A 24,273-nucleotide genomic window follows, 5' to 3' on the forward strand; every position below is an offset into this window, starting at 1 on the left:
TCCGCCGGGGCGCCGTTCAGGGCCGCTCGGGCGCCGGAAGGTAGGGCAGGGGGCTGGGCAGACCGAAGTCGGAGGGGAGGAGCGCGGCGACCCAGCAGTCCCGGAGCGTGCCCTTGTTGACGAGCCCGGCCCGCTGGACGCCCTCGACGACGAAGCCGACCCGCTCGGCCACCGCGCGCGAGGGCGCGTTGCCGACCTCGGCCCGCCACACCAGCCGGACGCAGCCGAGCTGGGTGAAGGCCCAGTGGGCGAGCGCGCGGACGATCTCTGTCATGTAGCCGTTGCCCCGGTGCTCGGCGGCCAGCCAGTAGCCGACCTCCCAGACGCCCTCGCCCCGGCCGCTCAGGCTGGCGGCGGCCAGCAGGGGGCCGCCCGCCAGCGGTTCCACCGCGAAGGCGTACTCGGTGTCGTCGCGCCAGCCGTCGGGGACGAGCCGCTGGAGGAACAGCTCGGCGTCCTGCCGGGTGTACGGGTCGGGGACGGTCGTCCAGCGCCGGATGTCCGGGTCCTGGCAGAGGGCGTGCACCGCGTCCGTGTCGTCGGGGCCGTCGGCGGCCCCGACGACGAAGTTCCGCAGCCGCAGACGGTCGGTGGTGAGGGTGATGGGATCCATGCCGGGATTGTGGTGAGGCGGGCGAGCGGAAGCGAACACTTTTCGGGCGGGGCGGCACCTTCCGCCCCCCTCGTGCGTTCTCTTTCCGGGCGCACGTACGGCTGCGGCACTGTGGGCCTCCCTCCGCGAGGGCGGTCTCGCTTACGATGGCCGTTGCGGTGGGGACCACCTGCCGTGCCCGCGCTCGCGTCCATGACAAGACCCAGTGCCAGGCCCGACCGGCAAGGAGACCAGCCTCAGTGTCCGTCTTCAACAAGCTCATGCGTGCAGGCGAAGGAAAGATCCTGCGCAAACTGCACCGCATCGCGGACCAGGTCAACTCCATCGAAGAGGACTTCGTCAACCTCTCCGACGCCGAGTTGCGGGCGCTCACCGATGAGTACAAGCAGCGGTACGCCGACGGCGAGAGCCTCGACGACCTGATGCCCGAGGCCTTCGCGACCGTGCGCGAGGCCGCGAAGCGCGTGCTCGGTCAGCGCCACTACGACGTCCAGCTGATGGGCGGCGCCGCCCTTCACCTCGGCTATGTCGCCGAGATGAAGACCGGTGAGGGCAAGACCCTCGTCGGCACGCTCCCCGCCTACCTCAACGCGCTCTCCGGCAAGGGCGTGCACCTGATCACGGTCAACGACTACCTGGCCGAGCGCGACTCCGAGCTGATGGGCCGGGTGCACCGCTTCCTGGGCCTGTCGATCGGCTGCATCCTCGCCAACATGACGCCGGCCCAGCGCCGTGAGCAGTACGACTGCGACATCACGTACGGCACGAACAACGAGTTCGGCTTCGACTACCTGCGCGACAACATGGCGTGGTCCAAGGACGAGCTGGTCCAGCGCGGCCACAACTTCGCCTGTGTCGACGAGGTCGACTCCATCCTCGTCGACGAGGCCCGTACGCCGCTGATCATCTCCGGCCCGGCCGACCAGGCGACCAAGTGGTACGGCGACTTCGCCAAGCTGGTCACCCGCCTGGCCAAGGGCGAGCCCGGCAACCCGCTCAAGGGCATCGAGGAGACCGGCGACTACGAGGTCGACGAGAAGAAGCGCACGGTCGCCATCCACGAGGCCGGTGTGGCCAAGGTCGAGGACTGGCTGGGCATCGACAACCTCTACGAGTCGGTGAACACCCCGCTCGTCGGATACCTGAACAACGCCATCAAGGCGAAGGAACTGTTCAAGAAGGACAAGGACTACGTCGTCATCGACGGCGAAGTCATGATCGTCGACGAGCACACCGGCCGTATCCTCGCCGGTCGCCGCTACAACGAGGGCATGCACCAGGCGATCGAGGCGAAGGAAGGGGTGGCGATCAAGGACGAGAACCAGACCCTCGCCACCATCACCCTCCAGAACTTCTTCCGGCTCTACTCGAAGCTGTCCGGTATGACCGGTACGGCCATGACCGAGGCGGCCGAGTTCCACCAGATCTACAAGCTCGGCGTCGTCCCGATCCCCACGAACAGGCCGATGATCCGCAAGGACCAGTCGGACCTGATCTACCGGACCGAGGTCGCCAAGTTCGCCGCCGTCGTCGACGACATCGCGGAGAAGCACGAGAAGGGCCAGCCGATCCTGGTCGGCACGACCTCCGTCGAGAAGTCCGAGTACCTCTCGCAGCAGCTCTCCAAGCGCGGTGTCCAGCACGAGGTGCTCAACGCCAAGCACCACGAGCGCGAGGCCAGCATCGTCGCCCAGGCCGGTCGTCGGGGCGCCGTCACCGTCGCCACGAACATGGCCGGACGAGGCACGGACATCAAGCTCGGCGGCAACCCGGACGACCTCGCCGAGGCCGAGCTGCGCCAGGCGGGTCTCGACCCGGTCGAGCACGTCGAGGAGTGGGCCGCCGCCCTCCCCGCCGCCCTGGAGCGCGCGGAGAAGGCCGTGAAGGCCGAGTTCGAGGAGGTCAAGGACCTCGGCGGGCTGTACGTGCTGGGCACCGAGCGGCACGAGTCCCGCCGTATCGACAACCAGCTGCGCGGTCGTTCCGGCCGTCAGGGCGACCCCGGCGAGTCCCGCTTCTACCTCTCGCTCGGCGACGACCTGATGCGTCTGTTCAAGGCGCAGATGGTCGAGCGCGTGATGGCCATGGCCAACGTTCCGGACGATGTGCCGATCGAGAACAAGATGGTCACCCGGGCCATCGCCTCCGCGCAGTCGCAGGTCGAGACCCAGAACTTCGAGACGCGTAAGAACGTCCTGAAGTACGACGAGGTGCTCAACCGGCAGCGCGAGGTCATCTACGGCGAGCGCCGCCGCGTCCTGGAGGGCGAGGACCTGCACGAGCAGATCCAGCACTTCATGGACGACACGATCGACGACTACATCCGCCAGGAGACCGCCGAGGGCTTCGCGGAGGAGTGGGACCTCGACCGGCTGTGGACCGCGTTCAAGCAGCTCTACCCGGTGAAGGTCACCGTGGAGGAGCTGGAGGACGCCGCCGGTGACCGGGCGGGCATCACCGCCGAGTTCATCGCCGAGTCCATCAAGAGCGACATCCACGAGCAGTACGACGAGCGGGAGAAGCAGCTCGGCTCGGAGATCATGCGCGAGCTGGAGCGGCGCGTGGTCCTCTCCGTCCTCGACCGCAAGTGGCGCGAGCACCTCTACGAGATGGACTACCTCCAGGAGGGCATCGGTCTGCGCGCGATGGCGCAGAAGGACCCGCTGGTCGAGTACCAGCGCGAGGGCTTCGACATGTTCACCGCCATGATGGAGGGCATCAAGGAGGAGTCCGTCGGCTACCTGTTCAACCTGGAGGTCCAGGTCGAGCAGCAGGTCGAGGAGGTCCCGGTGCAGGAGGGCCCGTCGCTGGACAAGGGCGACGCGGTGCCGGCCGGACGTCCCGAGATCCGCGCCAAGGGGCTCGACGCCCCGCAGCGGCCCGACCGGCTGCACTTCTCCGCGCCGAGCGTGGACGGTGACGGCGGTGTCGTCGAGGGCGACTTCGGCGCCGAGGACGCGGACGGCGGCGACGGGATGACCCGCGCGGAGCGCCGCAAGGCCCAGAAGAACGCGGGCGGCGGCGGGCGCCGCCGCAAGAAGTGAGGTCCTGAACCTCTGACGGAGGGGTCGGTCGCCCGGTGGGCGGCCGACCCCTCCGTCATGGGAGGAGTCCGTCCAGTTCCACGGCGGCGCAGCGCCAGCGCAGGTCCTCACCGCGTTCGAGCCGGAAGGCCATGGCCCGGACGCGCGGTCCGGTCGCGATCGTCGCGAAGGCTTCGAGAACCGTCCGCCCGTCGTCCGGCTGGGCCGAACAGCGCCGCACCACCGGCCGGGGCCCGAGCGAGCGCAGGGGGGTCTCCGGCGCGATCCGGACAAGCTGCTCGTACGCCTCCCCGATGGTGTGCCCGAGCATCCAGTGCACCGGCCGCTCCCCGCTGAGCACCGCGAGCAGCCGCTCGGCGAAGAGCGTGTGCGGGGCGAGGGTGCGGGGGCGGTCGGGCGCCTCGGGCCGGGCGGAGGCGCGGGGCCGGGGCACGGTCGTCCGAGGACGGGTCCCCGCCGGTCCCTGCGGACGGGCGCCCGCCGCGCCCCGTGGGCCGGTGCCGGAGGCGCCCTGAGACCGGCGCGGCCTGCTGCCGGGGACGGCTGTGGTCGTGGCGGTGGCGGTGGCGGTGCCGGTGCCGGTGCCGGTGGCGGGGGCGGGGGCGGGGGCGGTCTGAGCCTGGAGCCGGGTGGGTGCGGGCGTGGTCTGGGTCGGGACCCGGGTGGGCGTGGGCGTGGTCCGAATCGGGGCCCGGGGCCGCGCCGGTGCGGACGGGTGCCCGGTGGAGACGGGTGCGGTCGAGCGGTCGGGGTGCGCGGTCGAGCGGTCGGCGGGCGCGCCCGGGTGGGTGTCGGGCGCAGGTGTCGGGCGGGTCGTGGTGAGCGTGCCGGTCATGAGGGCCCCCGTGTCGTTGTGTCACCGGCTGGTACCAGTCGGTAACTTTCCCTGGGGATCTTGTACGGGCGAGCGCTCGGGGCCCGCAAGAAGCGGCCCGCCGGAGAAGTGTCCGAAAACGGAATCACCTATCCGGGTGGTGCCCCGAAAAATCGGGTCTCAGGGCCTCTCGGGGGCCCCTTTCCGGGGTGGACGCAGGCGCGATCCGGCCGAAATCCCCGAAGGGGGACTCCGCACGTATCCTGAGGACTCGCCGACCACGGAAGCGTCTACGAAAGCGGCCAGCCATGCGCGTGTACGTCCCTCTGACCCTCCCCGGTCTCGCACAGGCGCACAAGGCGGGCGAGCTGGGTTCCGGCCCGCTGACCGCCTACGCCGTCACCCCCGCACTGCGCGAGTGGTACGTCTCCGACGACATCGAGGAGCTGGAGTACGCGGCGCTCAACCGTGCCGCCGCCGCCTCCCTGCGCCTGCTCGCCGGGGACCCCGAGGCGCCCCGCCGCAGGATCGTGGTCGCGGTGGACGTCCCCGACCGTGACGCGAGCACGGACCCCGACCGGGGGCTCGACGCCGGTTCCGTCGGCGAGGTCCGGATCGCCGGTCCCGTCCCGCTCGGCAAGGCCGCCGCCGTGCACGCCGACGCGGACGACGCGCAGGCCGATGTGACGGCCGCGGCCGACGCGCTGGGGGCTGCCGACCAGGGCGACGACGACGCGCGGTTCGTCGTGGACGGCGCGGAGGACCACGAGCTGCTCTGGTTCGGCGTACAGGAGATTCCCGCGCTGCTCGGCTGATCCCGTCTCCCGGACGTGACTGTCGGACCGGCCGGGTACCGTTTTTCCATGGGGACACGAGACGGCTTGCCGGGCAAGCACCTGGTCTGGGACTGGAACGGCACACTGCTCGACGACATCGGGGCGGTCATCGGGGCGACCAACGCCGCCTTCACGGAGCTGGGGCTCGAACCGATCACCCTGGAGCGGTACCGCGAGCTGTACACGGTGCCGGTGCCCAGGTTCTACGAGCGGCTGATGGGACGGCTGCCCACCGACACCGAGTGGGACGTCATGGACGGCGCCTTCCACCGGCACTACTGGCAGCGCGCCGAGGCCTGCGGGCTCGCCTCCGGCGCCGCCGAGCTGCTCGCGGCCCGGCAGGAGTCCGGGTTCACGCAGTCGCTCCTCTCGCTCGCCCCGCACACGGAGCTGATACCGCTGGTGCGGCGGCACGGGATCGCGGAGCGGTTCGTCCGGATGGACGGGCGGGTCGGCCCCTCGACGGACGGCAAGGCCGGACACATGGTGCGGCATCTGGCCGCGCTCGGGAGCGTTCCGGCGGACCGGGTGGTCGTCATCGGGGACGCGGCCGACGACGCGCTCGCGGCGGCCCACGTCGGCGCGAAGGCGGTGCTGTACACCGGGGGCTCGCACAGCAGGGCCTCGCTTGAGCGGGTCGGCGTGCCGGTCGTCGACTCCCTCACGGAGGCGGTCGCGGTCGCGGAGGAGCTGGTCTAGCGCGCCCACCGGGGGCCCTGCGCCGCTTCCCGGACGCGCACCCGGGCCTCGTGTCCCACGACGCACGCCCGGGGCCTCACGCACGCCCGGGGCCTTCGCGCGTACGTCCACGGCCTCGCGGCGTACATCCACGCTTCACGGCCTCACCACGGACGCCCAGGACCTCACCGGCGTACGTCCGCGGCCTCGCTCAAGCGCGCCACGCCCGCCCCCGGTGGTGCCGAGGGGCGGGCGCGGGTGGTCCCGGGGGTCAGCCCTGTGCGCGGAGGACCTTCAGGAACTCGCGCATCCACGCCGGGTGGTCCGGCCAGGCGCGGGAGGAGACCAGCAGGCCGTCCACCACGGCCTCGCTGTCCTGGAAGGTCGCGCCGACCGCCTGCATGTCCAGTTCGAGGGCCGGGTACGCCGTGACCTGGCGGCCCTCAAGGGCGCCCGTGGCGGCCGTCAGGAGCGGCCCGTGGCAGATCTGCGCCACCGGCTTGTCCGCGTCGAAGAAGGCCTTGAGGATCTTGCGCAGCTCCGGATCGTTGCGCAGGTACTCCGGCGCACGGCCGCCCGGGATCACCACGGCCACGTACGCGCTCGGGTCGACCTCGGAGAACGCGAGGTCGGCCGGCCAGGTGTAGCCGGGCTTCTCCGTGTACGTGTCGAACCCGGGCTCGAAGTCGTGGACGACGAAGCGGAGCTTCTTGCGCTCCGGGGCGGCGATGTCGACCTCGTACCCCTCCTCAAGGAGGCGCTGGTACGGGTACATCACCTCCAGCGACTCCGCCGCGTCGCCGGTCACGATCAGGATCTTCGCCATGGCTCTCCCAGGTCACAGAGGGTCGGTCTGCGGTGCTGGCCCCATGCTGACCTAAAGAAGGCCCTCGTGTGGCGGTTTCCCGACAGGTCCCTTGTCGCTGTCCAGAACGTCAAACTTCCCGGTCGTCTTTTGTACACATACGGCTCATGACGGTTCGGGGGTCGGGAGCGATAGGCTTTTGCCGTGATCAGCGCGATACGCCGAGGGGGCAGTGGAGCCCCCGGCCGCCGCCCGACCCGCCTTCGCGGTCGGGCCGCCCCCGCGTTCGCCGATCCCCTTCGTCCGGGCGCGCCGCTCTCCGTGGCCGATAACGACCCGGGCAACTCTCATCGGGGCATAACGTCTACTTCGACCGGAATCACCGCGTCGTGGCGTTGTGCCCTTTCTTCCACCGACGTCACGCAACGGCGCGCGACAGGAGTCAGAGGACATGCAGACCAAGCTGGACGAAGCCAAGGCCGAGCTGCTCGAAAGGGCCGCCCGGGTAGCTGAGCACAGCCCGGTGGGGGGCCGACTCCCGACGGGCTCCCAGGGCGCCGAGGGGCGCCCGAACCGGGACACCGTGCTCGAATACCTCCAGCGCTACTACCTGCACACCGCTCCGGAGGACCTCGGCGACCGGGATCCGGTCGACGTGTTCGGTGCCGCGCTCTCCCACTACCGGCTCGCGGAGAACCGGCCGCAGGGCACCGCGAACGTCCGGGTGCACACCCCGACGGTCGAGGAGAACGGCTGGACGAGCAGCCACTCCGTGGTCGAGGTCGTCACCGACGACATGCCCTTCCTGGTCGATTCGGTCACCAACGAGCTGTCCCGCCAGGGCCGCGGCATCCACGTCGTGATCCACCCGCAGGTCCTCGTCCGCCGCGACGTCACCGGGCGACTCATCGAGGTCCTGTCCGCCCAGATCGAGGGCGAGCTGCCGCACGACGCGCTCACCGAGTCCTGGATCCACGTCGAGATCGACCGCGAGACCGACCGCGCCGACCTCAAGCAGATCACCGCCGATCTGCTGCGCGTCCTGTCCGACGTCCGCGAGACGGTCGAGGACTGGGAGAAGATGCGCGAGACCGCCGTGCGGATCGCCGAGGGCCTCCCGTCCGAGCCCACCGCCGCGGACCTGCGCCCCACCGAGGTCGAAGAGGCCCGCGAGCTGCTGCGCTGGCTCGCCGACGACCACTTCACCTTCCTCGGCTACCGCGAGTACCAGCTGGTCAACGGAGACGCGCTGGCCGCCGTCCCCGGCACCGGCCTCGGCATCCTGCGCTCCGACCCGCAGCACACCGGCGACGACGAGGGCCACCACGCCCACCCCGTCTCGCCGTCCTTCAGCCGGCTGCCCGCCGACGCCCGCGCCAAGGCCCGCGAGCACAAGCTGCTGATCCTCACCAAGGCCAACAGCCGCTCGACCGTGCACCGCCCCTCGTACCTCGACTACGTCGGCGTGAAGAAGTTCGACGCCGACGGCAACGTCATCGGCGAGCGCCGCTTCCTCGGCCTGTTCTCCTCGGCCGCCTACACCGAGTCCGTCCGCCGGGTCCCCGTCGTCAAGCGCAAGGTCCAGGAGGTCCTGGAGGGCGCCGGTTTCTCGTCCGACAGCCACGACGGCCGCGACCTGCTCCAGATCCTGGAGACCTACCCGCGCGACGAGCTGTTCCAGACCCCGGTCGACCAGCTCCAGTCCGTCGTCACCAGCGTCCTGTACCTCCAGGAGCGGCGCCGGCTCCGCCTCTACCTGCGCCAGGACGAGTACGGCCGCTACTACTCGGCCCTCGTCTACCTGCCGCGCGACCGCTACACCACCCGCGTCCGGCTGCGGCTCATCGAACTCCTCAAGGAGGAGCTGGGCGGCACCAGCGTCGACTTCACCGCCTGGAACACCGAGTCGATCCTCTCCCGGCTGCACTTCGTCGTCCGCGTCGAGCCCGGCACCGAGCTGGCCAAGCTCACCGACGCCGACGTCGACCGCATCGAAGCCCGGCTCGTCGAGGCCGCCCGCTCCTGGGCCGACGGCTTCGCCGAGGCGCTGAACGCCGAGTGCGGCGAGGAGCGCGCCGCCGAGCTGCTGCGCCGCTACGGCAACGCCTTCCCCGAGGGCTACAAGGCCGACCACTCGCCGCGCGCCGCCGTCGCCGACCTCGTCCACCTGGAGGCCCTGGCCCGCACCGAGGGCAAGGACTTCGCGCTCTCGCTCTACGAGCCCGTCGGCTCCGGCCCCGGCGAGCGCCGCTTCAAGATCTACAAGACGGGCGAGCCCATCTCGCTCTCCGCCGTGCTCCCGGTCCTCAGCCGCCTCGGCGTCGAGGTCACCGACGAGCGCCCCTACGAGCTGCGCTGCGCCGACGGCACCCACGCCTGGGTCTACGACTTCGGCCTGCGGATGCCCGTCACCACCGGCAACGGCGGCGACTACCTCGCCGACGACGCCCGCGAGCGCTTCCAGGAGGCCTTCGCCGCCACCTGGACCGGCCGCGCCGAGGACGACAACTTCAACTCGCTCGTCCTGTCCGCCGGGCTCACCTGGCGCGAGGCGATGGTGCTCCGCGCCTACGCCAAGTACCTGCGCCAGGCCGGTTCCACGTTCAGCCAGGACTACATGGAGAACACTCTCCGCAACAACGTCCACACCACCCGGCTGCTCGTCTCCCTCTTCGAAGCCCGGATGTCGCCCGAGCGCCAGCACGCGGGCACCGAGCTGACCGACGGCATCCTGGAGGAGCTGGACGGCGCCCTCGACCAGGTCGCGAGCCTGGACGAGGACCGCATCCTGCGCTCCTTCCTCACCGTCATCAAGGCCACCCTGCGCACCAACTTCTTCCAGAAGAACGCCGAGGGCGAGCCGCACTCCTACGTGTCGATGAAGTTCGACCCGCAGGCCATCCCCGACCTCCCCGCGCCCCGCCCGGCGTTCGAGATCTGGGTGTACTCGCCGCGCGTCGAGGGCGTCCACCTGCGCTTCGGCAAGGTCGCCCGAGGCGGTCTGCGCTGGTCCGACCGGCGCGAGGACTTCCGTACCGAGGTCCTCGGCCTGGTCAAGGCGCAGATGGTGAAGAACACCGTCATCGTGCCCGTCGGCGCCAAGGGCGGCTTCGTCGCCAAGCAGCTCCCGGACCCGTCCGTGGACCGGGACGCCTGGCTGGCCGAGGGCATCGCCTCGTACAAGACCTTCATCTCGGCGCTGCTCGACATCACCGACAACCTGGTCGCGGGCGAGGTCGTGCCGCCGGTCGACGTGGTCCGCCACGACGAGGACGACACCTACCTGGTGGTCGCCGCCGACAAGGGCACCGCGACCTTCTCCGACATCGCCAACGGCGTCGCGGAGGCGTACGGCTTCTGGCTCGGCGACGCCTTCGCCTCCGGCGGCTCCGCCGGTTACGACCACAAGGGCATGGGCATCACCGCCCGGGGCGCCTGGGAGTCCGTCAAGCGGCACTTCCGCGAGCTGGGCCACGACACCCAGAACGAGGACTTCACCGCCGTCGGCGTCGGCGACATGTCCGGCGACGTCTTCGGCAACGGCATGCTGCTCTCCGAGCACATCCGCCTGGTCGCCGCCTTCGACCACCGGCACATCTTCCTCGACCCGAACCCGGACGCGGCCGTCTCCTACGCCGAGCGCCGCCGCCTCTTCGAGCTGCCCCGCTCCTCCTGGGCCGACTATGAGCCCTCGCTGCTCTCCGCGGGCGGTGGCGTCCACCCCCGCAGCGCCAAGTCCATCCCGATCAACGCGCAGGTCAGGGCCGTCCTCGGCATCGAGGACGGGATCACCAAGATGACCCCGGCCGAACTGATGAAGGCCGTCCTGCACGCCCCCGTCGACCTGCTGTGGAACGGCGGCATCGGCACCTACGTCAAGTCCTCGGCCGAGTCCAACGCCGACGTCGGCGACAAGGCCAACGACCCCATCCGGGTCGACGGCAAGGACGTCCGGGCCAAGGTCGTCGGCGAGGGCGGCAACCTCGGCGCGACCCAGCTGGGCCGCATCGAGTTCGCCCGCAACGGCGGCCCCCTCGGCGAGGGCGGCAAGATCAACACCGACGCCATCGACAACAGCGCGGGCGTCGACACCTCCGACCACGAGGTCAACATCAAGATCCTGCTCAACGGGCTCGTCGCCGAGGGCGACATGACCGTCAAGCAGCGCAACAAGATCCTCGCCGAGATGACCGACGAGGTCGGCCGGCTCGTGCTGCGCAACAACTACGCGCAGAACACCGCCCTGGCCAACGCCGTCGCCGAGTCGCCCTCCCTGCTCCACGCCCACCAGCGCTTCATGCGCAGGCTCGGCCGTGACGGGGCCCTCGACCGCTCCCTTGAGTTCCTGCCCGCCGACCGGCAGATCCGCGAACTGCTCAACAACGGCCGGGGTCTGAGCCAGCCGGAACTGGCCGTCCTCCTCGCGTACACCAAGATCACGGTGGCCGACGAGCTGATCGGCACGGACCTGCCGGACGACCCGTACCTGCGCGGACTGCTGCACGCGTACTTCCCGACGCAACTGCGCGAGAAGTTCACCGAGGCGGTCGACAACCACGCGCTGCGCCGCGAGATCATCACCACCGTCCTGGTCAACGACACCGTCAACACCGGCGGCTCGACCTTCCTGCACCGTCTCCGCGAGGAGACCGGCGCCTCGATCGAGGAGATCGTGCGGGCGCAGACCGCCGCCCGGACGGTCTTCCGGCTCGGTCAGACCTGGGACGCCGTCGAGGCGCTCGACACCCGGGTGCCGGCCGAGGTGCAGACCCGGATGCGGCTGCACTCGCGCCGGCTCGTCGAGCGCGGCACCCGCTGGATGCTCAACAACCGGCCGCAGCCGCTCCAGCTCACCGAGACCATCGAGTTCTTCGGCGAGCGGGTCGAGGAGGTCCGGGCGCAGATGCCGGGCCTGCTGCGCGGCGCGGACCTGGAGTGGTACCAGTCGATCCTGGACGGTCTGACCGAGGTCGGCGTGCCGGAGAAGCTGGCCCAGCGGGTCGCGGGCTTCTCCTCGGCCTTCCCGATCCTCGACATCGTGGCCATCGCCGACCGGATGGACAAGGAGCCGCTCGCGGTGGCCGAGGTCTACTACGACCTGGCCGACCGGCTGCGGATCACCGGTCTGATGGACCGGATCATCGACCTGCCGCGCAGCGACCGGTGGCAGTCGATGGCCCGCGCCTCGATCCGTGAGGACCTGTTCGCGGCGCACGCGGCGCTGACGGCGGACGTCCTGACGGTGGGCAACGGCACCACGAGCCCCGAGGAGCGGTTCAAGGGCTGGGAGGAGAGGAACGCGGCGATCCTGGGCCGCGCCCGGACGACCCTGGACGAGATCCAGGGCTCGGACACCTTCGACCTGGCCAACCTGTCGGTGGCGATGCGGACGATGCGCACGCTGCTTCGTACGCACAGCTAGGCCCCGGTAGTACCCGGAAGGGCCCCGTCGGATTTCTCCGGCGGGGCCCTTCGCGTGTCCTTCGTGTCCCCTTCGGGTCCCCTTCCGAGGGCCCGGCGCGCGCCTCAGGATTCGCGTACGGGCGGGCCCGGGACCGTCGAGGTCCACAGGCGGCGGGCGGCGAGGAGGGCGGCGGCGAGCAGCAGCCCGTTGCGGAGCACCATCACGGTCACGCCCCGGGGGGTCCCGGCGACGACCTCGTCGTACAGGACGGGGTACGCGAGGGTGCTGAGGGCCGCCGCCGGGAGCAGCAGGAGGGCGACCGGGCGCATCACGGTGGCCCGGGAGGTCAGGCAGACGGCGGCGAGACCGAGCAGCCAGACGAGGTACTGGGGGCTGATCACCCTGCTGGTGACGGTGAAGAGCAGCACGGCGGCGAGGGCCGCGTCGAAGGGGGTGGCGGCGGTCCAGCGGTGGGCGCGCAGCCGCCACAGGAGCAGCCAGCCGAAGGCGACGACGGTGAGCAGCAGGGCGAGGTGGCCGAGGCTGGAGACGTACGGGCCGACGTACTCGTAGGCCCCGTAGCGGAACTCGGCCTGGCCCGGCCAGATCCCGCCGGCCCCGGCGAGCGCGAGGGCGGTGCCGCCGAGCGACTCGATCTGGACGCCCCGGCCGCCCTGCTGGCGCAGGAAGCCGAGCGCGTCGGAGAAGCAGAGCGCGAGGGTGGCGAGGAGCGCGAGGGCGGTGACGGCGGCGGCGGTCCAGGCGTCCCGGGTGGTACGGCCCCGGGGGGTGCCGATCAGGGCGAGCGCGGGCCAGACCTTGACCAGGGCGCCGATCCCGGCGAGCGCGCCGCCGAGCCGGTGGGCGGCGGGGGCGCGGGCGGCGAGGGCGAGCAGGGCGAGGACGGCGAGGGCGGTGGCCTGGACGTCGTAGCGGGCGAGCGGCAGATGGAGCAGGAGCGGCAGACCGCAGACCCAGTACCAGGAGCCGTGGGTGAGGCGGGCGCTGTCGGCGCCCGCGAGGGCGAGGACGACCGCCGCGTCGGCGAGGAGGGCGAGGACGACGAACGCCTGGGCGTAGGTGAGCCAGGGCAGCAGGCCCGGGGACATGATCACGAGCCCGGCGCCCGGCGGGTACTGCCAGGTGGCGTCGCCCGGCGGGAAGGTGCCCTGGGCGAAGAGGCCGTACCAGTGCCGGTAGAGGTCCACCTCGCGGCCGACCCCGCCGATGCCGAGGCTGTCGCGCAGGAGCAGCAGGAGCATTCCCGCGCGGGTGGTCAGCCAGACGGCGGCGAGGGCGAGCCGGGGGCCGCCGCCGACCGTGACGAAGGTCGCGGAGGTGAAGGTCTCCGAGTCGAAGGGCGACCCGGTGAGGGCGGGCGGGTCGGGGGTGGACGGGTCGGGGGTGTACGGCGCGGACGACCGGGCGGCGGGGTGAGCGGCGGACGGCCGGGCGGGGTGGGCATCCGATGGCCGGGTGGCGGGAGCGTCCGGGGGCTGCGGGGGCGGGGTGGCCTCGGGCGGCCGGGAGGGCGGGGGCGTGGACGGCGCGGGTGGCCGGGGTGGTGGCGGGGGTGCGGACGGCCCGGGTGGCGGAGGGGGCTGGTCGTTCGTCATTCCTCCGCACTCTAGACCGCTATGTCCTGTTTGCCCGGCGTCTTGGCTCCGAGCGGCCCTCCCGTCGCGGTGAATTCCTCGTACGCCGCCACCACCTCCTTCGCCGGTCCGTCCATCCGCAGTGTCCCCGCCTCCAGCCACAGGGCCCGCTCGCAGGTCTCCGTGATGGTCGAGTTCGAGTGGCTGACCAGGAAGACCGTGCCCGCCGCCGCCCGCAGCTCCTCGATCCGCCGCCGGCTCCGCTGCCGGAACCGCGCGTCGCCGGTGGCCAGGGCCTCGTCGATGAGCAGGACGTCATGGCTCTTCGCGGCGGCGATGGAGAACCGCAGCCGGGCGCCCATCCCGGAGGAGTACGTACGCATGGGGCGGGAGATCGCGTCGCCCGTCTCGTCGAGCCCGGCGAAGTCCACGATCTCCTGGTACCGCTCCCGGATCTCCGTACGGCTCATGCCCATCGCGAGCCCGCCCAGGATCACGTTCCGCTCGCCCGTCAGATCGCCCATCAGCGCCGCGTTGACGCCGAGCAGCGAGGGCTGCCCCTGGGTGTAGACCCGGCCGCGCTCGACGGGCTGGAGACCGGCGATGGCCTTCAGAAGGGTGGACTTCCCCGATCCGTTCGAACCGATCAGGCCAATTGCCTCGCCTCGGTGGGCGACGAAGCCGACCCCCTTCACGGCGTGCACCCTCCGCCCGGCAGGAGCCGCGCCGCCGCGCCGCAGGATGCGGCCGAGCGCGGCGGTGGCGGCGCCCCGGCCACCCGCCCCGCCACCGTGGACGGTGTACGTGACGTGGACGCCGTCGACGACGACGGTGGGGGTGGGGCCTCCAGGGGTCTCGGGCCTTCCGGCGGTCCCTGCACGCTCGGTGTGCTTGACGGTCTCGGTGTGCTCGGTGAGCCGGGTGCGCCTGGTGTGTTCGGCATCTTCGGTGTGCTTGGTGTGCTCGGTGTGCTCAGCCACGGCCGTACGTCTCCTCCGCCTTCCAGAACCACACGAATCCGCCGCAGAAGGTCAGCAGTGCCCAGCCGGCGGCGAGTGCCCAGGCGTGCGGCGGGAGCTGCGCCGAGGTGTGGCTCCCGATCAGGGCGAAGCGCATGAGGTCGATGTAGACCGCCGCCGGGTTGCACTGGAGCGCCAGGACCACGCCCTCCGGGAACCGCCCGCTCTCCGCCAGGTTCCGGATCGACCACATGGCGCCGGAGGCGTACATCCAGGTGCGCAGCACGAACGGCATCAGCTGGCTGATGTCCGGGGTGCGCGCCGCGAGCCGGGCGAGGACGAGCGCCACGCCCGCGTTGAACAGCGCCTGGCACAGCAGCGCGGGGACGGCGAGCAGCCAGCTCCAGGTGGGGAACTGGCCGCAGCAGAACAGGATCACGGTCAGCGCGGCGAGCGAGAGCAGCAGTTGCTGGAGTTGCTGGAGGGCGAGCGAGATCGGCAGGCCGGCGCGCGGGAAGTGCAGGGCGCGGACCAGGCCCAGATTGCCGCTGATCGCGCGGGTGCCCGCCATGACCGTGTCGGAGGTGAACGTCCAGACGAAGATGCCGGTGATCAGGAAGGGCACGTAGTCGGGGACGCCATGCTTGGCGTTCATCAGAACGCCGAAAATCATGTAGTAGACCGCCGCATTGAGGAGCGGGGTCATCACCTGCCAGACCTGGCCGAGGCGCGCCTGACTGTACTGGGCGGTCAGCCGGGCGGTCGCGAAGGCGGTGATGAAGTCACGGCGGGACCAGAGCTGCCCGACGTAACGGGGCAGCGAGGGGCGGGCGCCGCTCACGGTCAGCCCGTGCCGCAGGGCCAGGGCGCGCGGGTCCTCGGAGGGGCCCGGGGAGCCGGTGGGGTCCGGGCGCGGGAGGGATGGCGGGGCGAGGGTGGTGGTCACGGGCGGGCGCTTTCGACGAAGGGTGCGGGGCATCGTCGGCGATGGAACGGGTCCGTATCGTCGCTACGGGGAGGTTAGGGGGGTGCCGCGTCGGAACGCAACCGTATCGTCGTAACGAAGGTGGGGCGTCGCCGTTCGTTAGGATGCCCTTCATGACCGATCCGACCCCCCGCCGCGCCCCCGCCGGAGCCGCCGTACTCCGCGAGGACGTGACCGAGGCCATCCGCGCCGCCGTCTTCGAGGAACTCGCGGCGGTCGGCTTCGCCCGGATGTCCATCGAGGGCATCGCGCGCCGCGCCGGAGTCGGCAAGACCGCCGTCTACCGGCGCTGGAAGTCCAAGCTCGCCCTGGTCCTCGACCTCGTCGGCGCCTTCGCCGAGCAGGGGCTGCCCGTCCCCGCCACCGGCTCCCTCGAAGGGGACGTACGCGCGCTCCTCGTCGTCGCCTCGCACGCGCTGCGCCACCCGGTCGCCTCCCAGGTCATCCCCGACCTGCTCGTCGAGGCGGCGCGGCGCCCCGAGATCGCCGAGACCGTCAGCGCGACGCTCCTCGACGGGCCCCGGGGCGTCGTGACCGCGATCGTCCACGACGCCGTCGCGCGCGGCGAACTCCCCGAGGGCACCGACCCCGGGCGCGCGCTCGACCTGATCGTCGGCCCCCTCTACTGGCGCCTGGTCGTCGTCCGCGCGCCGCTGCCCTCGGGGTACGTCGACGAGCTGGCCCGCGCGGCGGTGGCGGCGCTCAGGGGCTGAGGGGTGCCGGGGGCCGAGCGGCTGAGCGGCTGAGCGGCCGGGGTTGAAGGGGGCAGCGGGGGTTTTGGGGAAGCAGGGGCTTTGAAGCAGGGGTTTTACGGCCGTGAAACCCCGTTCCGTCTCACTTCACCGCCCCCGCCATCACCCCCGCCGTGAACTGGCGCTGGAACGCGAAGAACACCACCAGCGGCACCACCATCGACAGGAACGCCCCCGGCGCGAGCACGTCCACGTTGTTGCCGAACTGCCGGACCTGCTGCTGGAGCGCCACCGTGATCGGCGGGGACTGCGAGTCCGCGAAGATCAGTGCGATCAGCATGTCGTTCCACACCCACAGGAACTGGAAGATTCCCAGCGAGGCGATCGCGGGACCGCCGAGCGGCAGCACCACCCGGGTGAAGAGCCGCACTTCGCCCGCCCCGTCGAGCCGCGCCGCCTCCAGGAGTTCGCGGGGGATCTCCGCGAAGAAGTTCCGCAGCAGGAAGACCGCGAACGGCAGCCCGAACGCGGTGTGGAAAAGGACCACCCCGAGCGTCGTCTCGAAGAGCCCGACCGCGCCGAACAGCTTCGACACCGGGACGAGCGCCACCTGCACGGGCACCACGAGCAGGGCCACCACGCCCAGGAACCACCAGTCGCGCCCCGGGAAGTCCAGCCAGGCGAACGCGTACCCGGCGAGCGAGCCGATGACCAGTACGAGCAGGGTCGCGGGGACGGTGATGAGGACGGTGGAGAGCAGCGAGCGGGTGATCGTGCCGTTCGCGAGCAGGTCGGCGTAGTTGGCGGTGGTCAGCTGCGCGGGCGCGGTGAACACACGCCACCAGCCGCTCGCCGCGATGTCCGAGGACGAACGCAGCGAGGACAGCAGCAGCCCCACCGTGGGCAGTAGCCAGAACAGCGCCGTGAGCAGCAGGAACACCCGGACCGCGCCCCCGGCGGCCCGCGCGGCGGCCCGCGCCGCGAGCCGGGAGGCGACCCCGGGCGCGGATACGGCCCCGGCCCCAGGCCCGGCCCCGGGTGTGGTCCCGGTCCCGGATCCGGCCTCGGGTGCGGTCCCGTGGCCGGTCCTTTCCTGGCCCGAGGACGTCATCGGCGGGTCTCCCTTCGGATGCGCCGGATGTTGACCGCCATGACCGGCAGGACGAGCAGGAGCAGCACGACCGCGATGGCCGAGCCGACGCCGAGATCGGCGTCCGTGCCGAAGGACGAGCGGTACAGCTGGAGCGCGAGCACGTTCGCGTCGTCCTGCGCCGACCCCGGTGCGATGACGAAGACCAGGTCGAAGACCTTCAGTACGTTGATCATCAAGGTGACCAGGACGACCACCAGGACCGGCGCGAGCAGCGGCACGGTGATCCGGCGGAACACCTGCCACTCGTTCGCCCCGTCCACCCGCGCCGCTTCGAGCAGTTCACGCGGTACGGCCGCGAGCCCCGCCCCGATCAGCACCATCGCGAACCCGGCCCACATCCACACGTACGCCCCGATGACCGCAGGGGTGACGAGCGAGGGGCCCAGCCACTCCACCCCGCCGTACTGCTCCCGGAAGTTGCTCGCGGGCAGCCGGATGAGCGCCCCTGTCACCCGTTCGGCGGGGAAGGAGAAGGAGCCGTCGGCCGCCGCCGTGGTCCGGGCGACGACCTCGCCGTCCCGCACCGCCTCGATCCGCAGCCCCGCGAGGCCCGCCTCGGCCGGGTCGACCCGGTTCGGCCGCCCGCCGCCGCCCCGGGTGAAGTCCAGCCACGCCGTCCCGGACACCGTGCCCCCGGCGGGCGCGGCCGGCTCGTGCGCCGGGCGGGCCTCCGTCGGCATCCTGCCGGGGGCCACCCCGACCAGCGGAAGCCGTACGGGCTCCCCTGCGCGCACCGGCTCCTTCGTCACGAACGAGCCGTCCCCGGCCGCCCGCAGCGGATGGACGGGCAGCGGCCTGGCCTTCGGGAAGCCGGAGGCCTCGGCGAAGGTGTCGTGGACCCCGACCCAGACGGCGTTGGCGACACCCCGGTCCGGGTCCTGCTCGTACACGAGCCGGAAGATGATCCCGGCGGCCAGCATCGAGATCGCCATCGGCATGAAGACGACCAGCTTGAACGCCGTACCCCAGCGCACGCGTTCGGTGAGCACCGCGAAGAGCAGACCGAGCGCGGTCGCCACGACGGGGGCGACCACCAGCCAGACCAGGTTGTTGCGGACGGCGGTGCGCAGCGAGTCGTCGCCGACCAGGGCCAGGTAGTTGTCGAGACCGACGAACGAGGAGCCCGAGCGGTCGAAGAGCGAACGCTGGACGGAGTACCCGATCGGGTAGACGACGAGCGCGCCGAGCAGGAGGAGGGCGGGCAGCAGGAAGACGACGGCGACCGTTCTCCCACGGGCACGGCCACGGGCACGGCCACGGCCACGGTCATGGCTCTGGTCTCGGCGGCCTTGGCCGTGGCCCTGGGCTTGGCCTCGGCTCTGGTCTGGGTCCTGGTCTCGGTCCTGGTTTCGGGGCATGGCGGGGGCCTCAGCCCTTCGCCGCGGCCCGGTACGCTTTCTCCGCGTCCGCCTCCAGGCGTGCCTGGGTCCCCGCGATGTCCTTCGGGTTCTTCAGGAAGTCCTGGAGCGCCTTCCACTCGCCCTTGCCCGGCGTCCCGCCGAACGACTGCGGCATCTGGTCCGACATGTCGAAGCGGAAGGAGTCACCCGCGCCGATCAGCGCCTTCGCGATCTCCCGCTGGACGTCGTTCGGGTAAGCCGCCGGGTCCAGGTCCTTGTTCGGGGAGAGGAAACCGCCCTCCGCCGCCCAGATTCCCGCCGCGTCGGGGGAGGCGAGGAAGGCGAGCAGCGCCCGCGCGCCCTTGGTCTCCTTCAGCGCCACCGCCGCGTCCCCCGCCGTCACCACCGGGGCGGTGCCCGAGCCGACCGCGGGGAAGGGGAAGACCTTCGCGTCCGTGCCGATGCCCGCCTTCGTCTCGGCGATGTTGACGGCGGCGAAGTCGCCCTCGAAGACCATCGCCCCCTTGGGCTGGTCGCCTCCGGTGAAGGTCTGGGTGACGGAGACGGGGTACTCCGTCTGGAGAGCCCCGTTCGTACCGCCCGCGAGCAGCGACGGCTTGCCGAACAGCTCCGCGAGCGTCGTCAGGGCGGCGGTGACGGACGGGTCCGTCCACCGGAGCGTGTGCTTGGCCAGCCGGTCGTACTTCTCCGGGCCCGCCTGCGAGAGATAGACGTTCTCGAACCAGTCGGTGAGCGTCCAGCCGTCCGCGCCGCCCACCGACACCGGGGTGACACCGGACGCCGAGATGGTCTCCGCCGTGGCCAGGAACTCCTTCCAGGTCTTCGGCTCGGTCGCGCCCGCGCCCTCGAAGACGGCGGAGTTGTACCAGACCAGGGACTTGTTGGCGGCCTTGAAGTACACCCCGTACTGGGTGCCGTCGACCATGCCGAGTTCCCGCCAGCCGCGCGAGTAGTGCGCGGCCAGCTGGTCCGCCGCCTCCTGGCCCACGGACTTCAGCCACCCCTGGGCCGCCGCCTGCCGGATCGCGCCGACCTGCGGCAGCATCGCCACGTCCGGCGGGGCGCCGCCCGCGATCTTCGTCCCGAGGAAGTTCACGATCGGGTCCTGGGCGGGCACGAAGGTGACGGTCGCGCCCGTCCGCCGCTCGAACTCGCGCAGGACCTTGGTGAAGTTCTCCTGCTCGGGGCCCGTCCAGACGGCGGCGACCTCGATCTTCTCGCCCTTGAGCGAGTCCCCGGCGGGCACGGAGGCCGGGGACTCGGCGCCGTCGCCACCGTCACCGCCCCCGCAGGCGGCCAGGGTGAGCGCGGCGAAGGCGGCGAACGCCGTCAGTGCCGTCGTCTTCGCTGCGGCCTTGCGTGGACGAAGAGTTGTACGCATCACTGCCCCGTCTCTCCCGTGCGCGTCGCTGTCCGTGCCGACAGGTCTACGCCGGGGTTCCGGGGCCCGCAATACCGCCTCCGCCCCCAACGGGCCGATCGTGATTGGCTCGTGACGTTCCGTCAGTGAGGGGAGAGGGGTGAACTCCGCGCGGGGCGGGGCGGATGTACGTACGGGGATACGGAAGTACGGGGATACGGGGATACGGGAGTACGGGGGCGGGGGCGCGGGCCTTCCCGACCTTCCCGGCCGGAGCGGGTGCGCGGACCGGTCCTCCCGGGTCCGGGAAAGGCCGGAGGGCCGGGCCGTGGCATGCGCGGGTGCCGGGGGCTCCCGGACCGGGCAGGCGACCAGCCCGGTCCACCGGCCTACACACGCGTGGTCCGGGGCCCCGGGCCACGCACGCGTGGGCCGGTGGACCGGGCCTACGCGCGCGTGGCGGGGGTCAGCGGCGGTACGGGTGTCGCCTCCACCGAGCGGGCCGCCCGGTCGAGGGCGCTCGCGAGCAGGGCCAGGTCCGTCGGTCCGTTGCCCAGCTCCCGGACCGGGCGGCGGGTGGGCGGATCACCCATCCGCTCCCACTCCAGCGGGACCACCGTCGGCCGGAGCGTCGCCGTCCGGGGGATGCGGCCGGTCACCCGGCCCGCCTGGAACGGCGTCACCCGCCCGTCCGGATGCCCGAGGCGCCCTCGCCCGGCGGCCGGTACCTCGGGCCCGGCGACCGCCGGAGGCGGGTCGAGCACGATCCGCAGCCGGGCGCCGTGCGCCAGCTCGGTGTCGGCGGTCCTGTCCGGCCGCGACGAGGTCGCGACGAGGTGCACCCCGAGCCGCTCTCCGTTCCGCGCGACGGCTTCGAGGGCCCGTACGACGGAGCCCGCGGCGGGCCGCCCGGGGGCGCCGAGCGCGGGGGCGACCAGCGCGTCGAAGTCGTCGACGAGAACGACGAGCCGGGGCAGATACCCGGCCGAGCCGCCTCGGCCGACCCCCGCCTCACCCCCGGCGACCGGATCTCCCGCACGGTAGGTCCGACTGCTCGCGGCCCCGTCCAGGCCACCGTCCCCGGCACGGGGGATCCGGCCGGAGTGACCTCCGAGGTCGCCGTCCCCGGTGCGGTAGGTCCGACTGCTCGCGGTCCCGCCGAGGTCGCCGTGGCCGGTGCGGGGAACGCGGCCGTTGGTCTGCCCGCCCGGGTCGCCGTCCCCGGTGCGGTAGGTCCGGCTGCTCGCGGTCCCGCCGAGGTCGCCTTCCGCCGCCCGGGAGACTCGGCCGCCGGCGTGGCCCTCCAGGTCGCCGTCCCCGGCGCGCGGGATCCGGCCGCTCGTCCGACCGCCCAGGTCGCCTTCCCCCGTGCGGGTGAACCGGCCGCTCGGGTGGCCGCCGAGGTCGCCGTCCCCCGTCCGGGGGACCCGGCCGCTCGCGGGCGTGCCCGGGTCGTCGCCCGTGCGGAGCGTGCGGCTGCTCGGGCGGTCGTCGAGGAAGCCGCCGTCCCGGCGGGGCGGTCGCCCGCTCGGCGTGTCCGGACGGACGGCGTCACCGCCCGGCCGGATCCGGGCGCCGGAACGCTCGTCGGCCCCGCTCCCGGCTCCGGGGTGCGGGATCCGGCCGCTCACGGGCCCACCGAGGTCCTCGGCCCCCGGACCGCGCATACGCGAGCCCTCGGCGCCCGGACCGCGTACCCCGGAGTCCTCGGCGCCCGGGTGCGGGATCCGGCCGCTCGCGGACATCCCGAGGTCGCCCGGGTGGGAACCGTGCCCCTCCGCCGGGCCGCCGGGGTCGGCGTCACCGGTGCGGAGCGTGCGGCTGCTGGGGCGCGCGCGCAGGTCGTCCGCGCCGGGGTACGCGCCCCGGCCGCTCGTACGCCCGCCCTCGCCCGGGTAGGGCGTCCGGCCCTCGGCGTCTCCCGGGTACGCGCCCCGGCCGCTCCGCGCGCTCGGCAGGGAGCCGATCGAGCCGTCGCCGGTCCGGAGGGTCCGCCCGCTCGGGCGGTCCGTGAGGTCGCCGGGGTACGGGGTCCGGCCGCTCGCCCGGCCGCCCAGGTCGCCGGGGTACGCGCCGCGCCCCCCGGCCTCGCCCGGGTACGGCACGCGACCGCTCGTCCGGCCGTCGACGTCCCCCGGGTACGCGGGGCGGCGGCCGGTGCCGGAGGTCTCGTCCTCCGGGAGGCGGACGGTCACCCGGGGGCCCTGCGGGACCGACTCCGCCGCGCTCGCCCCGCGCTGGCCGATCATCCGGTCGCCCGAGGACGCCGTACGCGGGCCCCGGCGGTCGGCGAAGTGCCCGTCGCCGAGCAGCTCGGCGCGCCGCTTCAGCTCCGCGCCCAGCGCCTGCGCGAACACCCGCATCCGCACCGGGTCCGATGCGATCAGATGCTCGGTGACGTGTGGCAGCTCCGTACAGGCCGCGAGTCCTTCGCCGCGCTCGCCGCCCGCCCCGTCCACCAGGAGCAGCCCGAGCCGGTCGGGGCGGCCGCCTGCCGCGAGGGAGGCGGCGATCGAACGGAGCAGCTCCGTGCGCCCGCTGCCCGGGGGCCCCTCGATCAGCAGGTGCGGGCCCTCCTGGGTGAGGTCCACCGCGAGCGGGCCGCGCGGTCCCGCGCCCAGGACGGCCGTGCCGTCCCCGGCCGAGGCCCAGCGGGCCATCAGGGAGGCGGGCGTGGCACGGGCGAGTCCCAGTTCGTCCAGGAGCCGCGCGGAGGGAGGCAGCGTGGAGGCGCGGGCGCCGGGCACCGCCGCCGCGTCCGTGCGCAGCGGGGCGAGCGCGCGCCCGAACCGGTCCGCCCAGGCGAGCGAGACCGCGTCGACCACACCCACGGTGCCGTGCCCCGCGATCCGTCCGCCCGCCGTCCTGAGCAGCCGCAGCGCGGTGGCCACGTCACCGCTGAGGAGCACGGCGGCCCCGCACTCGCGGAACGCGAGGGACGCGGTGCACGCCGACTCGTAGGTGGCGGCCACCGGGGAGGCGGGGGAGGCGGGGGGCGCCTCCGCGAGACAGAGGAGGTGGATCCCGGCCGCCGGTCCGGCACCGGCAAGGCGCGCCACCGTCTCGCGCAGCGCGGAGGAGCCGGGGTCGCCGTCCACGATCACGACCGTGACCGGTCCCTCGTGCCGGGCGGCCGCCTCGGCGACGGCCGTGCGGTCGGCGCTGGGCCAGCCGGTCCCGAGCGGGCCGTCGTCGAGCCGCCGGGTCAGCTCCGCCGTACGGGCCTGGGCCTGCTCGCGGTCGTACGCGAGGAGCAGCCGGGTGTCCTGGCCGTGGGCGGGCCGGACGTGCGGGAGCCAGCCGAGCCAGCCCCAGGCCCGGCGCCGCTCGTCCAGCGAACGGTTCCGGTCGGCGCTGATGAGCACGATCTCCAGCTCGGCGGGGGAGTGCAGGGCGGCGAGCTGGGCGACGACCGAGCGGGCGAGACCGGCGAGCCGGTCGGCGGGCCCCGCGAGACCGAGCGAACCGGCCTCGCGCAGCCCCACGGTGACGGGCACTCCGGAGAGCGCGGCGCGGTCGGTGGTGCCGAGGCGGACCACGAGGGACTCGGGGTGGTCCCGGCCGCGCTCCCAGAGCCGGGGTCCCGGACCGAGGGCGGTGAGCAGGACGGTGGCCGGGTCGGGCCAGGTGTCGGGCGCCGGTGCGGGCGCGGCGGCGGTCTCCGGCACGTCGGACGAGGGCCGGGCGCCGATCCGGGTCTCCTGGGCGGGCCTGGGGTCCTCGACGGGGGCCGGAAGCTCCTCGCGTCCCCCTGTGAGGCGCCGGGCCCACGCGCTGATTCCCCGCCTGCCCCCGCGCGCTGCCGGGCCGGACGCGGAGCCCCGGTCCTTCCGGGCCCCGCCGTCGTGGTCCCCGGCGTTCCCGGGACGACCGGGACCGCCGTGCGGTCGGCCGGAGGAGGCGTCCTCGCGCGCGGGGCCGGGGCCACCGGCAGCACCGGGCCCCTGGCCCTCGCCGAGGCCGCCGACGCCGAC

At 72.9% G+C, this 24,273-nt stretch carries 15 protein-coding genes; 5 read left to right on the forward strand and 10 right to left on the reverse strand.

What is annotated here, in order from left to right:
• Nucleotides 1–16 precede the first annotated feature (16 nt).
• Nucleotides 17–613 carry a GNAT family N-acetyltransferase gene (locus BU197_RS28150; RefSeq protein ID WP_188271142.1) on the reverse strand — a complete coding sequence of 199 codons (597 nt, stop codon included), beginning with the start codon at nucleotides 611–613 and terminating at the stop codon, nucleotides 17–19.
• Between the two features lie 239 nt (nucleotides 614–852).
• On the opposite strand from BU197_RS28150, the gene secA reads away from it, so the two are divergent.
• Nucleotides 853–3,657, forward strand: coding sequence for a preprotein translocase subunit SecA (secA, locus tag BU197_RS28155; protein ID WP_188271143.1), 2,805 nt, complete (start codon nucleotides 853–855; stop codon nucleotides 3,655–3,657).
• 55 nt (nucleotides 3,658–3,712) lie between these two features.
• Here secA and BU197_RS28160 read toward each other — a convergent pair whose 3' ends face one another.
• Complete coding sequence (locus BU197_RS28160; RefSeq protein WP_188271155.1) at nucleotides 3,713–4,090, reverse strand: Rv3235 family protein; 378 nt, start codon at nucleotides 4,088–4,090, stop codon at nucleotides 3,713–3,715.
• 689 nt (nucleotides 4,091–4,779) lie between these two features.
• Between BU197_RS28160 and BU197_RS28165 the strand changes: the two genes are divergently transcribed.
• Both BU197_RS28165 and BU197_RS28170 read left to right on the forward strand, forming a co-directional pair.
• Nucleotides 4,780–5,286: a DUF6912 family protein gene (locus BU197_RS28165; RefSeq protein WP_188271144.1), complete on the forward strand. Its 507-nt coding sequence runs from the start codon at nucleotides 4,780–4,782 to the stop codon at nucleotides 5,284–5,286.
• 48 nt (nucleotides 5,287–5,334) lie between these two features.
• Complete coding sequence (locus BU197_RS28170; RefSeq protein WP_188271145.1) at nucleotides 5,335–6,006, forward strand: HAD family hydrolase; 672 nt, start codon at nucleotides 5,335–5,337, stop codon at nucleotides 6,004–6,006.
• Nucleotides 6,007–6,256: 250 nt separating this feature from the next.
• Here the strand turns inward: BU197_RS28170 and BU197_RS28175 are convergent, their stop codons facing one another.
• Nucleotides 6,257–6,811, reverse strand: coding sequence for a DJ-1/PfpI family protein (locus BU197_RS28175; RefSeq protein ID WP_188271146.1), 555 nt, complete (start codon nucleotides 6,809–6,811; stop codon nucleotides 6,257–6,259).
• A 430-nt stretch (nucleotides 6,812–7,241) separates the two neighbouring features.
• On the opposite strand from BU197_RS28175, the gene BU197_RS28180 reads away from it, so the two are divergent.
• The gene (locus BU197_RS28180; RefSeq protein ID WP_188271147.1) at nucleotides 7,242–12,212 is read left to right on the forward strand and encodes an NAD-glutamate dehydrogenase; all 4,971 of its coding nucleotides are present in this window, start codon (nucleotides 7,242–7,244) and stop codon (nucleotides 12,210–12,212) included.
• 104 nt (nucleotides 12,213–12,316) lie between these two features.
• On the opposite strand, the gene BU197_RS28185 is transcribed toward BU197_RS28180, so the two are convergent.
• The 3 genes from BU197_RS28185 to BU197_RS28195 form a co-directional block, all read right to left on the reverse strand.
• Nucleotides 12,317–13,456, reverse strand: coding sequence for a glycosyltransferase 87 family protein (locus BU197_RS28185; RefSeq protein WP_188271156.1), 1,140 nt, complete (start codon nucleotides 13,454–13,456; stop codon nucleotides 12,317–12,319).
• Nucleotides 13,457–13,821: 365 nt separating this feature from the next.
• Complete coding sequence (locus tag BU197_RS28190; RefSeq protein ID WP_188271148.1) at nucleotides 13,822–14,769, reverse strand: ABC transporter ATP-binding protein; 948 nt, start codon at nucleotides 14,767–14,769, stop codon at nucleotides 13,822–13,824.
• Entirely contained in the window at nucleotides 14,762–15,727 is a 966-nt protein-coding gene (locus tag BU197_RS28195; protein ID WP_188271149.1) for an ABC transporter permease, read from the reverse strand. Before BU197_RS28195 ends, BU197_RS28190 begins: the two co-directional genes overlap by 8 nt.
• 119 nt (nucleotides 15,728–15,846) lie before the next feature.
• Between BU197_RS28195 and BU197_RS28200 the strand changes: the two genes are divergently transcribed.
• Nucleotides 15,847–16,446: a TetR/AcrR family transcriptional regulator gene (locus tag BU197_RS28200; protein ID WP_223183652.1), complete on the forward strand. Its 600-nt coding sequence runs from the start codon at nucleotides 15,847–15,849 to the stop codon at nucleotides 16,444–16,446.
• Between the two features lie 121 nt (nucleotides 16,447–16,567).
• Here BU197_RS28200 and BU197_RS28205 read toward each other — a convergent pair whose 3' ends face one another.
• The 4 genes from BU197_RS28205 to BU197_RS30845 all read right to left on the reverse strand — a co-directional run.
• The gene (locus BU197_RS28205; protein ID WP_188271151.1) at nucleotides 16,568–17,536 is read right to left on the reverse strand and encodes a carbohydrate ABC transporter permease; all 969 of its coding nucleotides are present in this window, start codon (nucleotides 17,534–17,536) and stop codon (nucleotides 16,568–16,570) included.
• Nucleotides 17,533–18,936, reverse strand: coding sequence for a carbohydrate ABC transporter permease (locus BU197_RS28210; protein ID WP_188271152.1), 1,404 nt, complete (start codon nucleotides 18,934–18,936; stop codon nucleotides 17,533–17,535). Before BU197_RS28210 ends, BU197_RS28205 begins: the two co-directional genes overlap by 4 nt.
• Nucleotides 18,937–18,946: 10 nt before the next feature.
• Complete coding sequence (locus BU197_RS28215; protein ID WP_188271153.1) at nucleotides 18,947–20,320, reverse strand: ABC transporter substrate-binding protein; 1,374 nt, start codon at nucleotides 20,318–20,320, stop codon at nucleotides 18,947–18,949.
• Nucleotides 20,321–20,745: 425 nt separating this feature from the next.
• Nucleotides 20,746–24,273: FtsK/SpoIIIE domain-containing protein (locus tag BU197_RS30845; protein WP_411158548.1), on the reverse strand; the 3,528-nt coding region annotated here is incomplete at its 5' end.

Origin of the sequence: Streptomyces sp. CBMA291 (assembly GCF_014596525.1) — a bacterium.
Classification (GTDB): domain Bacteria; phylum Actinomycetota; class Actinomycetes; order Streptomycetales; family Streptomycetaceae; genus Streptomyces.

Coding starts and splice junctions, on each gene's coding strand:
- BU197_RS28175 (WP_188271146.1), bottom strand. CDS start 6,811: ATGGCGAAGATCCTGATCGTGACCGGCGACGCGGCGGAGTCGCTGGAG.
- BU197_RS28165 (WP_188271144.1), top strand. CDS start 4,780: ATGCGCGTGTACGTCCCTCTGACCCTCCCCGGTCTCGCACAGGCGCAC.
- BU197_RS28185 (WP_188271156.1), bottom strand. CDS start 13,456: ATGCTCCTGCTGCTCCTGCGCGACAGCCTCGGCATCGGCGGGGTCGGC.
- BU197_RS28150 (WP_188271142.1), bottom strand. CDS start 613: ATGGATCCCATCACCCTCACCACCGACCGTCTGCGGCTGCGGAACTTC.
- BU197_RS28200 (WP_223183652.1), top strand. CDS start 15,847: ATGACCGATCCGACCCCCCGCCGCGCCCCCGCCGGAGCCGCCGTACTC.
- BU197_RS28170 (WP_188271145.1), top strand. CDS start 5,335: ATGGGGACACGAGACGGCTTGCCGGGCAAGCACCTGGTCTGGGACTGG.
- BU197_RS28180 (WP_188271147.1), top strand. CDS start 7,242: ATGCAGACCAAGCTGGACGAAGCCAAGGCCGAGCTGCTCGAAAGGGCC.
- BU197_RS28210 (WP_188271152.1), bottom strand. CDS start 18,936: ATGCCCCGAAACCAGGACCGAGACCAGGACCCAGACCAGAGCCGAGGC.
- BU197_RS28205 (WP_188271151.1), bottom strand. CDS start 17,536: ATGACGTCCTCGGGCCAGGAAAGGACCGGCCACGGGACCGCACCCGAG.
- BU197_RS28215 (WP_188271153.1), bottom strand. CDS start 20,320: ATGCGTACAACTCTTCGTCCACGCAAGGCCGCAGCGAAGACGACGGCA.
- BU197_RS28195 (WP_188271149.1), bottom strand. CDS start 15,727: ATGCCCCGCACCCTTCGTCGAAAGCGCCCGCCCGTGACCACCACCCTC.